This is a genomic window from Bacillus sp. B2-WWTP-C-10-Post-4, assembly GCF_009183805.1.
In the GTDB taxonomy this organism is placed as follows: domain Bacteria; phylum Bacillota; class Bacilli; order Bacillales; family Bacillaceae_G; genus Bacillus_A; species Bacillus_A cereus.
In genome coordinates this window covers 109,233-121,362 of record NZ_WEII01000002.1, presented here as the reverse complement: position 1 = coordinate 121,362, position 12,130 = coordinate 109,233, and the positions used below count along the sequence as shown (strand labels likewise).

Here is a 12,130-nt window from a genome sequence, read left to right as displayed (position 1 = left end):
ATCCTCCTCTTATTGGAGTGACTCTTTCTCCATTACGCTTGAAATTGTAGGAATTACTTCTTTCGCTACCATTTCTCTCGTTTGACGAATCGCACTAAATATCGACTGGTCATTAGAAGAACCGTGAGCCTTAATGACAGGTGCTTTCAATCCAAATAATGCAGCTCCCCCATACTCCGAATAATCCATTTTATCTTTTAATACCATAAGTTTTGGCTTTAATACCGCCGCTGCTAATTTGCTCGTAAACGAACTCATTAGTTGTTCTTTCAACATAGAGAATAGCGCAAGTGCTGTTCCTTCTAATGATTTCAACGCTACATTCCCTGTAAAACCATCACATACAACAACATCTGCTACACCTTGCAATAAATCTCTCGATTCAACGTTCCCAACGAAATTAATTGGCGCATCTTTAAGCATTGCAAATACTTGCTTTGAAAGCTCGTTTCCTTTTCCATCCTCTGTTCCAACGTTTAATAGTACAACACGAGGATTTTCAATTCCTCTTACCTTCTCAGCATAAACAGATCCCATTACTGCATATTGATATAAATGAATTGGTTTTGCATCAACATTTGCTCCAACATCTAACATAACAAAACCTTTTCCATCTACAGTCGGCATTGTAGGCGATAAAGCTGGTCGCTCAATTCCTTCCATACGACCGACAACAAATAATCCAGCTGCCATTAAAGCTCCTGTACTACCTGCGGATATACAAGCGTCTGCTTCTCCATCCTTTACTTGTTGTGCCGCAAGCACCATTGAAGCTTGTTTTTTTCGACGAACCGCTCTTACTGGTTCCTCCGTTGATTCTATTTTTTCGTCTGTATGAAGAATAGTAATTCGTTCATCACTCGTTAAGTATTGACGAATTTCCTCTTCTTTCCCTACTAACGTAATATGTAAATCAGAATATTCCTTAATAGCTTTCATTGCCCCTAATACTACAGCCTTTGGAGCGTGATCTCCGCCCATTGCATCTATTGCGATTTTCATAAGTTGTTACCTTCCTCACTATAATTACTAGATCGATACATTTCAAAAGTGCCTGTAAAAACAAGTTCTTCTCCAACGAAGCTACGCACTTTGACAACCGTCCGTCCCTTATCATTCTCTACATCTTCAACGCGCGCTTTTGCAACAACACGCTCTCCTAATTTTACAGGGCGAATGTATCGAATGGTAGACTTTGCAGTTAAAGCTAATTCTTCATCAATAACCGCAACAGCTAGTGAGTTTGCTTGCGCAAACAGATGATGCCCACGGGCAATTTGATTTCTTTTAAATACATGTTCTACCTTTACTTCAAAGATAGAGATTGCATGTCTATCTAATTCAATATCAATAATTTCTCCAACAACCTCTTCTAACGGTAAAGATTTCACATCTTCTTCATGTTGCTTTGTAGCTACATGTTTAATTCTCTCTCTTAATTCAGGAATAGACAATTCCATACGATCAAGTCGTACTGTCTGTATACTCACTTGAAATTTTTCCGCTAAATCTTCATCCGTAATAAAAGGATTTGATTCGATTGTTTGTTGTAATAACTCTTGTCTTTCTTTTTTACTTCTTCTTTTTTTCATACCGCACCATCCATTTTTATGACTAGGTACTAACAGTAGTATATAATCATTAAAAGTAGAATGCAACAAAAACTTTTGTTGACTCCCTTTAATCGAGCTTCTCTCCTTGGAACACACCTGTCCCATCAAGATACGTACGCAAGGCAGCGTACTGATCATTGTGCCAAAACGCTTCTGAATCTACTAGTATCGCCGCATCTTGCCTTGCTGTTTCTAACGCTCGATAATCATGTACCATGTCAGCAACCTTAAATTCTGGTAAGCCACTTTGCTTACTCCCAAAGAAATCTCCAGGACCTCGTAATTCTAAATCTTTTTCTGACAATACAAATCCATCATTTGTTTCAGTCATTATGCGCATTCTTTCTTTCCCTGTTTCTGATTTAGGGTCTGCTATTAATAAACAATATGATTGTTCACTACCACGGCCGACACGCCCTCTAAGCTGATGAAGCTGCGATAAACCGAAACGTTCTGCATCATAAATAACCATTACAGTCGCATTCGGTACGTTCACACCTACTTCAACAACTGTTGTCGATACAAGAATTTGCACTTTATTTTCACTAAACTGTCCCATTATCTCTTCTTTTTCCTGAGACGATAATCTCCCATGCATCAATCCAACTTGGCATTTCCCTTGGTAATGATGCGTCAGCATACTATGTAAGTCGATAGCATTTTGCACATCAAGTTTCTCAGATTCTTCAATTAGAGGACAAATAACGTATGCCTGTCTTCCTTTTTTTATCTCCTTTTCAACAAAACCGAGAACGCGATCTAACATATCATGTTTTGCCCAATATGTTTCAATCACCTTTCTACCTGCTGGCATCTCATCGATTATCGAAACATCCATCTCTCCAAATGCAGTAATTGCAAGCGTACGCGGAATTGGTGTCGCTGTCATAAATAATACATCTGGACTTTCACCTTTCTCCCGTAAAACTCGGCGCTGCGCTACACCAAATCGATGCTGTTCATCTGTAATAACGAGACCCAATCTATGAAATATAACTTCATCTTGAATTAAGGCATGCGTTCCAACAAGAATATCTATTTCTCCTTGTTCTAACTTCGCTAAAATTTCTCGACGTCTCGCACCTTTAACAGAACTTGTTAACAGTTCCACCTTCATACCAAAATGCGAAAACGTTTCAGCAAGCGACTGATAATGTTGCTCAGCTAAAATTTCTGTAGGAACCATTAAAGCACCTTGATAATGAGCTAATTTCGATGCATAAAGGCTAATCGCAGCAACAACTGTTTTCCCAGAACCAACGTCACCTTGCAATAGTCGGTTCATCCGATAAGGAGATGTCATATCTTTCAAAATTTCATCTACAACTCGGCGCTGCGCACCCGTTAATGGAAACGGCAGTGCATCGATAAATTCTTGTAATTCTACTGACGGAATCTCTTTCTTCGTCCCTTTTGAATTTTCCCTCTCCATTTTCCGGAGCGTTTGCATTTTCAGCTGAAATAAGAAAAATTCTTCATATACAAAACGGCGACGCGCTTGCTTCAAATCTTCCTGTCCTACCGGAAAATGCAATGCCCTAAGCGCTTCATATCTTGGTAATAATTTATATCGCCCTAACAAACCATCCGGTAACACTTCGACTATAGAATCTCCATATTCCTTTAACGCTTGAGCAATAAAACGACGCATCTGTTTTACTGTAAGTTTCCCCTTTACTGAATAAACAGGTTCCACTTCTTGTTGACGTACAACCGGCCCAAAATGAAGTTCTGATACAGCAATTGTTTGACGATGTTGATCCCATTTACCAGTAATCGTTACCGTTTCATCTAACTTTAATTTTTGCTTATAGTAAGGCCTATTAAAACATACCGCCGTAATTAAATAACGACCGACGAGAACACGAACTGTTAAACGCGATTTCTTCTTACCATAATATTGCAGCAAAGGAGCACTATGAATCTTCCCTTCAACCGTTACACGTTCATCATGCTTTACTTCAGCAAGATCTTTCATCGCATAATCTTCATAACGGTACGGAAAATGTTCCAATAGATGAGAAACTGTATAAATACCCATCTCATGTAGTAACTCAGATGTTTCTCCTCCTATCCCCTTTACATCCGTAACAGGAACTTGTACAACATCATTCAAGATTCTCACACCCCGTCACATTATTTTCTTTATTGCATTTTATTTGAGTACCAATTAGCATCTGTAATCGCTCTCTTTCACCTTATATATTCTATCATAGGCATTCTAAGAGAAACTACTCAAATCCCTTATATAAAACAAGTAAAAAAGAGCCTCACTATTAGCAGCAAGGCTCTTTTCTCTCTTCAATATGCTAGCCTTTTGAATAAAAACTAGTAATAAACTTCATATTACTACTTCTTATCCATTAGCAAGTAAGTAATCCATTTATTTCCAAAACGAATCTTATCTTATTCTACAGAGAAGATGAAAGAATACACTGGTTGGTTTCCAGCATGCACTTCTACTTCTGCATCTTCAAATTTCTCTTCTACAAATTCAACTAACTCCGCTACTTCTTCGTCAGTTGCATCTTCACCTTGTAGAATCGTTACGATTTCAGAATCTTCATCAATAAGCGCTTCTAGCAATTGCTTCGCAGCTCCTACTTTTTCAGCATTTGTAGATACAATTTTCCCATCTGCAATACACATGAAATCATCTTTTTGAATTGCTAAACCATCAATTTCCGTATCACGTACAGCATACGTAATTTGACCTGTTTTCACATGAGATAAAGCTTCTTGCATGTTTTCTTCATTCTCTTCTAACGTTCCAACTGGGTTAAATGCTAACATTGCTGCCATACCTTGAGGAACTGTTTTCGAACGAACAACAATAACTTCTTGATCTACAACTGATGCCGCTTGTTCTGCTGCCATTACAATATTTCCGTTATTCGGTAAAATAATGATTTTTTCAGCATTTGCTTCTTCAATTGCCTTCACGATATCCTCCGTACTTGGATTCATCGTTTGACCACCTTCGATAACTTTCGTTGCGCCGATGCTCTCAAATAAAGTTTTAATACCAGACCCCATAGCTACAGTTACGATACCATATGGTTGTTTTTCTTTCGATTGAGCTGGTTGTTCAGGAACCATAGTAGGTTCATCTAATAAAGCAGTATGCTGTTCACGCATATTTTCTACTTTAATCTTAATTAAACTACCGTATTTTTGCCCGTAGTTCATAGCGTCTCCAGGATGTTCTGCATGGATATGAACTTTTACAATTTCATCATCAGACACAACTAGTAGAGAATCACCATATACACTAATATCTTCACGGAATTTTTGTTCAGAGAAATTATGCTCTTTCACCTTTTCAGCCTCTAATTTCACCATGAATTCCGTACAATATCCATACTTAATATCTTCTGTACTCAATTGGCTTTGTACACTACGGTGATGTTCTGCGCGTACCATTTCATTCATAGATGGTTGCGTCGGTGCATCAGAAGAAATCGTTTCTCCTTTTAAGTCAGCTAAAAATCCTTCGTATACCACTACAAGACCTTTACCACCGCTATCTACAACGCCAACTTGTTTTAATACAGGTAATAAATCTGGCGTACGATTTAACGATGCGTTTGCTTCTTTCACAACGTCTTCCATAAACAAAACAAAGTCGCGCTGTTTTTTCGCAACTGTTACTGCATATTTACCCGTTTCTCTTGCAACCGTTAAAATCGTTCCTTCAATCGGTTTCATAACCGCTTTATAAGCCGCCTCTACTCCAGCTTCTAGTGCTGCAGCAAAATCAACTGTTGTTAATTCTTCTTTTTGTTCAATGGATTTAGAGAAACCACGGAACAACTGAGATAAAATAACTCCAGAGTTACCACGAGCTCCCATTAATAATCCTTTGGCTAAACTTACGCCGACTTTACCAGCATGCTGTGAAGGGTTTGCTTTCACTTCACGCGCACCTGAAGTCATAGATAAGTTCATGTTTGTACCGGTATCGCCATCTGGAACTGGAAATACGTTTAATGCATCAACAAGCTGAACATTGTTTGTTAAATTATTCGCTCCTTGCATGATCATTTGTGATAAACGTTTTCCATCAATTTTTTGAATTGACACAGATTTTCCTCCTTAATGCACATTACAAGTTTATTACTTTAACTCCTTGTACGTAGATGTTTACAGAATCTACTGCTAGTCCTACAGTTTGATCTAATGTATATTTCACTTTCGTCTGCACATTATGTGCCACTTCTGAAATTTTCGTACCATAGCTCACAATAATATACATATCAATATGTACTTCATCTTCATCTTTACGAACAATAACACCTCTAGTGAAGTTTTCTTTTCGTAAAATGTCTGTTAATCCATCTTTTAACTGATTTTTTGATGCCATACCTACGATACCGTAGCAATCTACCGCGGCACCTCCAGCAATTGTTGCAATTACATCTGTACTAATATCAATTTGACCGTACTTCGTTTTAATTTCAATTGACATCTCGTTTCCCCCTTCATAAATGGTGAAAGTGAGCTAGACTACTTTAGTTACTATCATATAATCTTTTTAAAGAAAATTCCATCGTTCTTTCTTTTCACTCTCATATTTTATGTTTTAAATTACACTTTTTTATGATGAGCAAAATAGTCCATTGTTATTATACAACATGTACCACTATAATATGTCAAGCAATTTTTATGGATTTCAACTTTTCTTCATTGACATATAGTGTCAAGTAAATTTTCTTGATTTCTTTTTTCTACGGTGTTGCATTCTCTTTTTAGTTGTGTTAAATTATAGTAGTGTTTTTAGCATCGCATAAAAGACTAACATTGAAAAATTACGTATGGTAAGGTATCAAGGGAGGGAAATATAAATGGCTCGTGTTTGTGCTATTACTGGAAGAAAAGCTCGTTCTGGTAACTCTCGTTCTCACGCAATGAACGCTACAAAACGTAAGTGGGGCGCTAACCTTCAAAAAGTTCGCGTACGCATCGACGGAAAAGTTCAACGTGTTTACGTTTCTGCTAGAGCATTAAAATCTGGCAAAATCGAACGTGTTTAATAATAAAAAAAAGAGCCGATAGGCTCTTTTTTTACTATAACAATGGAAAAAGCACCGGTGATAGGTGCTTTTTTTAATCTTTTTTGAAGGTATTTAACATTGCACGAACTATTCCACCAAGAAATTTAGGTAACTTAATTGTATAAAATCTCATGGTTTCCCTCCTAATCCCCATTACTCCACTTGGTCACTATATGATGTAAGGAGCAAAATTGTTTCTTCAATCAGTGCTTCTTATCAACATTAATATGCCAGAAGTAAATGAAAAAGTACCTTTTTCCTCAACGAGTTCGTTACTAATACAAAGTGTTGATCCCCACTCTATTGTTTTATTAGTAAGAGGGTACTTAAAACCAAACAATGTAATCCCTTCCACTATTTCAGTAACTGGTACAAAAGATACATAAGGAAAATTTTTATTTTCTTCAATTATATGTGTACCCATTTTTTTAACTGTTATTTCATTTTTATTGTCCACAATACACATTTCTATCTCTACTTCTAACCCTTTTAAAAGCATCTGTATATTTGCCAAACCGTGATCAAGCCTTCCACCAGTAGCACCAAAAATACGAATTAGTGCCGGCTTCTGTTCTAATGCCCAGTTGATTGCAATTTCTAAATCCGTTTGATCTTTTTCCCGCGGAACAATATGTAATTCGTTCGTTTGCTGTCCCATCCATACTAATTCTTCTTCAGTAACTGAATCGTAATCTCCAAACGCAACAGCCGGGGTAATCCCTTTCTTTAATAGACGGTATACTCCCCTATCAACCGCTGCCCACACTACTTCCTCATTCTCGTATCGAGCAAAATCTGCGCAATATTCCGAAGGTCCTCCTGCCAAAATATGAATAATCATTTTTTCTTCTCCTTCCATTGTAAAAAGGCAATCTGCCATTCGGTAGATTGCCTTTTTACATATTTTTATCCTATCCTATAAATGCCTTACTAGGATAAAAGTTCATCACTACCCACGAATTACGCGAATTGCTTCACCGCGGTCTTTTTGATTGTATACTGCTGACCCAGCTACAAGTACATTTGCTCCTGCTTCCACACAAAGTCTTGCTGTTTCAGCATTTACACCACCATCAACTTCAATTTCCACTTCTAGATTGCGCTCTTTCACCATGTCTGCAACTTGTTTAATTTTCGGTAATACAGAATGGATAAACTTCTGTCCACCAAATCCAGGGTTTACTGTCATAAGTAATACCATATCTATATCTTCTAATACATGCTCAATCACTGAAACTGGCGTATGTGGATTTAATACAACGCCCGCTTTAATACCATGAGATTTAATTAACTGAATTGTACGATGTAGATGCGGACACGCCTCTACGTGAACAGTAATAATATCCGCTCCCGCTTGTGCAAAAGTCGGGATATAGTTATCAGGATTTTCAATCATTAAATGTACATCTAATGGTAATGATGTAATCGGACGGATTGCTTCTACAATTAACGGTCCAATCGTAATATTTGGTACGAAATGTCCATCCATTACGTCAACGTGAATGTAATCCGCTCCGCCCTTTTCTACATCTTTAATCTCTTCCCCTAATTTTGAAAAATCTGCTGATAAAATCGATGGTGCAATTTTAATCATAACTAATACCTCGGCTTTCTCTCTCTAATTTCTTCTACAAATTGTTTATAGTTCTTATAGCGATATTCTGTAATCTTCCCTTCTTCAACCGCAGCTTTCACCGCACATTTCGGTTCAGAAAGATGTGTACACCCTCTAAATTTACAGTATTGGCTCGCTTCTTTCAACTCTGGAAAACAATATGTAAGATCTTCTACTTCTATATCAATGAAATCTAGTGAACTAAAACCCGGTGTATCTGCTACAAGTCCACTCCCAATTGCAATTAATTCTACGTGTCTTGTCGTATGCTTCCCGCGTCCTAAATGGGAGGAAATATCATTTGTTTTCAGCTCTAATTCTGGACGTAGCACATTAAGCATTGAAGATTTCCCAACACCAGATTGACCCGCAACGACAGAAACACAATTTTCTAAGTATGGTTTTAATATATCAATACTTTCTGACGTATTAATAGAAGTAAATAAAACATCATAACCCATCTCACGATAATCATTCGCATAAGCTTCAACAGTTGCTTTCATCTTTTCATCTACTAAATCCATCTTGCTAATACAAATAATTGGCTTAATGTTATGATATTCAATCAGCACTAAAAATCGATCTAACAGTCCAGGATTAAAATCTGGTTCTACTGCAGAGAACACAAGGATCGCTTGATCGACATTAGCAATAGGAGGTCTAACAAGTTCATTTTTTCGATCAAACACTTCAAGCACATAACCTTCAGTTGGATTATCTGCCTGAAAAACAACTTGGTCTCCTACAAGTGGTGTAATTTTATTTTTTCTAAATACACCTCGCCCACGACATTGCGTAACCCCTTCTTCATGCTGCACGTAATAAAACCCACTTAAAGCTTTTATAATTTTTCCTTCTGGCATAGAATTCTCCTTTTTTGTATAAGGTGATGCTGAATTTAAAAATGAATGGATTTAAATTTTCCAAATAACGATTTCAAAACCTACCATATATACTTTCGCTAATATACATTGAATTTCCCATTAAATGCAAAAAAATATTTACAGCTGCATCACTTTACTAGCTTTTTGAATCATATATTTTTGCCTGCTATACCGTCCACTTTGTAGACAGCATAACAGGCAATAATAATAAGTAGACTTTCACTATTATTGAGTTGGATATGGTACTTCTTTATCAATAATCGTTACTCCATCCCGTACAATTTTATAGTGTCCCTTTGAACCTTCTTGAATTACAAATTCTAAAGAAATAGTCGCTGATTCAGTAATTGTTCTCGTTTCAACCGGTCTATCCATTTTTTGCTGCATGTCTTCTTTATAAATTTCTATTGTTTGCGGCTTTTTTTCACCTGTTACAGCAGGCTCATATGGGATAGAGATATTGTCCACTTTTACCGTTTTAGTCACTTTAGGCTTTTGACCATCAGAGATAATAATAGTTACTTTATCTCCCTCTTTTAATGGTGTACCTGGTTTTGGAAATTGCGAAATTACAAGTCCTTTTTCGACTGTATCTGAATACTCTCGTTTTATATCTGACGTTAGTTTTCTCTCATTCAAATAACCAGTTACACTATTTTCAGTCCACCCCGAAAAGTCACCTGGTCTAATTTGATAAGGCCCTTTACTTACCCAGATTTTCAGTTCTTGCTCCGCTTCTATAACCATCTGATCAGGCGTCGGAATTTGTTCTACAATTTCACCTTTCGGCTTATCATTTTCAATATAATTTACCGTAACTTGTTTATATTTTTCTTCTAACTCAGCTTTTACACTCTCAAAGTTTTGACCTGTGAAATTTGCCATCTTACTTTTCTTTTTTCCACCTGATTGATAGATAGTAATTTTAGCGTTTTCTTTTACGACTCTTCCTGCTACAGGGTCCGTTTTTATTACATCCCCAACTTCAACATCATCTGTATATACAATATTAGGCTCCGTCACCTCAAAGCCCTTTTCTACTAATGTATTTACAGCTGTCGTGTATTTCATACCAGCCACATCAGGAACTTTCACATCTTTCGGAATAAATAATCCTGGAATAACCGTAAGTGCTAATGTTATTCCTATTGCTAAAAATAAAAATGTTGAAATTAAAACTTTAAGCCACTTGTTACTCCGTTTTTTCTTCTTATCTAACTCAGCTGCTTCTGCTCTTATCGGTTCTTCTACCTTACTCCCTTTTAAAACAATCGTTTCATCACTTACATTTTCAAATAATTGTTCTTGTTGAATAATCGGAATCGCTTTCGTCGCTTCCATATCTTCCGGTATGTAAAATGGTTGCTCATTTATCCTCTCTGGATATAGCGCAGTTTCAATATCTCGCTTCATCGCATTGGCAGATTGATATCGGTGAAACGGATCTTTTGCAGTTGCCTTTAATATAATATTTTCAACACTTTGCGGAATATTTTCATTCCATCTTTTTGGTGATGGGATTTCACTTTGTAAATGTTTTAAAGCTATGGCAACAGCAGATTCGCCAGAAAACGGTTGTCTTCCTGTTAACAATTCAAACATAACTATCCCAAGAGAATAGATATCTGATTGTTTATTTGCTATCCCGCCACGTGCCTGTTCTGGTGATAAATAATGGACTGAACCGAGCACTGAATTTGTATGTGTAATTGTTGTTGCACTTGTAGCTGTCGCAATTCCAAAATCTGTTACTTTTATTATTCCATCAGCTCGAATTAAAATATTGTGCGGCTTTATATCACGATGCACAATTTCAAAATGATGGGCATGTGCCATAGCGGATGTTAACTGCTCCATAATATCAAGAGCTTCTCCTATAGGTAACATCCCTCGCTCAATTATGTATTGCTTCAATGTTTGCCCTGGTACATATTCCATGACAAGATAGTATATACCATCTTCTTCTCCGACATCATACATATTCACAATATTTGGATGCGACAACGTTGTAACAGACTGCGCTTCTCGATGGAAACGTTTAATAAACTCTTCGTTATTTGAGTAGTCGAGTCTTAATATTTTTACCGCTACATCTCGGCCAAGTATATCATCATGAGCTAAATATACATTGGCCATTCCGCCACCACCAATCATTTTCAGCAGCTTATAACGGTCATTTAAGCGTTTTCCAATCAGCACGTTGCACTTCACCTACTTTCGTTTGTCGAACCCGCATAATCAATAAGAACAAGTGTGATATTATCTTCTCCACCGCGATCATTTGCCAATTGAATGAGACACTGCCCTTTACCTTCAAGCTGTTCATTTAACTGTAAAATTTGTCGCATATCATCAATAGAAACTTTGTTTGATAACCCATCAGAGCAAAGAAGTAATTGATCATCTTCCTCAATCACCAACGTTTTAACATCTAACCCAACTTTTTCTTCTGTTCCTAATGCTCTTAATAACACATTCTTTTTCGGATGATACTCTGCGTCTTCCTTTGAAATTTCACCATGTTTCACAAGCTCATTTACAAGTGAATGATCTTCCGTTACTAGCGTCATTTCTCCTTCTGATACCATATAGCAACGACTATCTCCTATATGCCCTATTGTCACAAAGCTTGGTGTACAAACAGCTATTATAAGCGTTGTTCCCATACCATTACATTCTGCATTTTGCTGAGCGTATTCATATATACGCTCATTAATAATCCCAACACTAGTATGTAACCATTGTTCTACTTTTTTCGGCTCATTCATATTATGTGTTTGCTTCCAATAATCATGGAATAATTGAATGGCCATCGAGCTAGCTACATCACCAGCTCGATGACCTCCCATTCCATCTGCTACTACCGCTAATACATTTCCATCTAAATTGTGAAAAACTCCTGCACTATCTTCATTATGTTGACGAACTTTTCCTTTATCCGATAGAAATACGGCTTTCATCTCG

At 37.0% G+C, this 12,130-nt stretch carries 12 protein-coding genes; 1 reads left to right on the top strand and 11 read right to left on the bottom strand.

All coding sequences use genetic code 11. The features are described 5' to 3' along the window. Window positions 1–9 precede the first annotated feature (9 nt). From plsX to GBN78_RS02360, 5 genes are all read right to left on the bottom strand, one after another. On the bottom strand, window positions 10–1,002 hold the full coding sequence (plsX, locus tag GBN78_RS02380) for a phosphate acyltransferase PlsX (protein WP_152126900.1): 993 nt from the start codon (window positions 1,000–1,002) through the stop codon (window positions 10–12). Continuing rightward, the gene (gene fapR / locus GBN78_RS02375; RefSeq protein WP_000747349.1) at window positions 999–1,592 is read right to left on the bottom strand and encodes a transcription factor FapR; all 594 of its coding nucleotides are present in this window, start codon (window positions 1,590–1,592) and stop codon (window positions 999–1,001) included. The genes plsX and fapR overlap by 4 nt, the downstream gene beginning before the upstream one ends. An 88-nt stretch (window positions 1,593–1,680) precedes the next feature. Further along, entirely contained in the window at window positions 1,681–3,729 is a 2,049-nt protein-coding gene (gene recG / locus GBN78_RS02370) for an ATP-dependent DNA helicase RecG (protein WP_001000815.1), read from the bottom strand. A 290-nt stretch (window positions 3,730–4,019) separates the two neighbouring features. Continuing rightward, window positions 4,020–5,696 carry a DAK2 domain-containing protein gene (locus GBN78_RS02365; protein ID WP_152126898.1) on the bottom strand — a complete coding sequence of 559 codons (1,677 nt, stop codon included), beginning with the start codon at window positions 5,694–5,696 and terminating at the stop codon, window positions 4,020–4,022. A gap of 22 nt (window positions 5,697–5,718) precedes the next feature. After that, window positions 5,719–6,081 (bottom strand): Asp23/Gls24 family envelope stress response protein, encoded by a 363-nt coding sequence (locus tag GBN78_RS02360; RefSeq protein WP_000021109.1) that lies wholly within the window; start codon window positions 6,079–6,081, stop codon window positions 5,719–5,721. A gap of 376 nt (window positions 6,082–6,457) precedes the next feature. Between GBN78_RS02360 and rpmB the strand changes: the two genes are divergently transcribed. Next, window positions 6,458–6,646 carry a 50S ribosomal protein L28 gene (gene rpmB, locus GBN78_RS02355; protein ID WP_000124776.1) on the top strand — a complete coding sequence of 63 codons (189 nt, stop codon included), beginning with the start codon at window positions 6,458–6,460 and terminating at the stop codon, window positions 6,644–6,646. 73 nt (window positions 6,647–6,719) lie between these two features. Here rpmB and spoVM read toward each other — a convergent pair whose 3' ends face one another. The 6 genes from spoVM to GBN78_RS02325 all read right to left on the bottom strand — a co-directional run bounded on the left by spoVM (window position 6,720) and on the right by GBN78_RS02325 (window position 12,126). Beyond that, window positions 6,720–6,800, bottom strand: coding sequence for a stage V sporulation protein SpoVM (spoVM, locus tag GBN78_RS02350; protein ID WP_001213599.1), 81 nt, complete (start codon window positions 6,798–6,800; stop codon window positions 6,720–6,722). A 66-nt stretch (window positions 6,801–6,866) separates the two neighbouring features. After that, window positions 6,867–7,547 carry a thiamine diphosphokinase gene (locus GBN78_RS02345; protein ID WP_000752663.1) on the bottom strand — a complete coding sequence of 227 codons (681 nt, stop codon included), beginning with the start codon at window positions 7,545–7,547 and terminating at the stop codon, window positions 6,867–6,869. Between the two features lie 69 nt (window positions 7,548–7,616). Beyond that, the gene (gene rpe / locus GBN78_RS02340; RefSeq protein ID WP_000589974.1) at window positions 7,617–8,261 is read right to left on the bottom strand and encodes a ribulose-phosphate 3-epimerase; all 645 of its coding nucleotides are present in this window, start codon (window positions 8,259–8,261) and stop codon (window positions 7,617–7,619) included. 2 nt (window positions 8,262–8,263) lie between these two features. Further along, on the bottom strand, window positions 8,264–9,145 hold the full coding sequence (gene rsgA, locus GBN78_RS02335) for a ribosome small subunit-dependent GTPase A (protein WP_001113932.1): 882 nt from the start codon (window positions 9,143–9,145) through the stop codon (window positions 8,264–8,266). Window positions 9,146–9,391: 246 nt separating this feature from the next. Continuing rightward, a complete protein-coding gene (gene pknB, locus GBN78_RS02330; protein ID WP_000904748.1) occupies window positions 9,392–11,365 on the bottom strand; it encodes a Stk1 family PASTA domain-containing Ser/Thr kinase in 1,974 nt (657 codons plus the stop codon). An 8-nt stretch (window positions 11,366–11,373) separates the two neighbouring features. Then, window positions 11,374–12,126: a Stp1/IreP family PP2C-type Ser/Thr phosphatase gene (locus tag GBN78_RS02325; RefSeq protein WP_000648703.1), complete on the bottom strand. Its 753-nt coding sequence runs from the start codon at window positions 12,124–12,126 to the stop codon at window positions 11,374–11,376. Window positions 12,127–12,130 lie beyond the last annotated feature (4 nt).

What these genes read in the sequence shown, in the direction of transcription:
- plsX (WP_152126900.1), bottom strand. Translation starts at nt 1,002, where the DNA reads ATGAAAATCGCAATAGATGCAATGGGCGGAGATCACGCTCCAAAGGCT.
- fapR (WP_000747349.1), bottom strand. Translation starts at nt 1,592, where the DNA reads ATGAAAAAAAGAAGAAGTAAAAAAGAAAGACAAGAGTTATTACAACAA.
- GBN78_RS02360 (WP_000021109.1), bottom strand. Translation starts at nt 6,081, where the DNA reads ATGTCAATTGAAATTAAAACGAAGTACGGTCAAATTGATATTAGTACA.
- rpmB (WP_000124776.1), top strand. Translation starts at nt 6,458, where the DNA reads ATGGCTCGTGTTTGTGCTATTACTGGAAGAAAAGCTCGTTCTGGTAAC.
- spoVM (WP_001213599.1), bottom strand. Translation starts at nt 6,800, where the DNA reads ATGAGATTTTATACAATTAAGTTACCTAAATTTCTTGGTGGAATAGTT.
- GBN78_RS02345 (WP_000752663.1), bottom strand. Translation starts at nt 7,547, where the DNA reads ATGGCAGATTGCCTTTTTACAATGGAAGGAGAAGAAAAAATGATTATT.
- rpe (WP_000589974.1), bottom strand. Translation starts at nt 8,261, where the DNA reads ATGATTAAAATTGCACCATCGATTTTATCAGCAGATTTTTCAAAATTA.
- rsgA (WP_001113932.1), bottom strand. Translation starts at nt 9,145, where the DNA reads ATGCCAGAAGGAAAAATTATAAAAGCTTTAAGTGGGTTTTATTACGTG.
- GBN78_RS02325 (WP_000648703.1), bottom strand. Translation starts at nt 12,126, where the DNA reads ATGAAAGCCGTATTTCTATCGGATAAAGGAAAAGTTCGTCAACATAAT.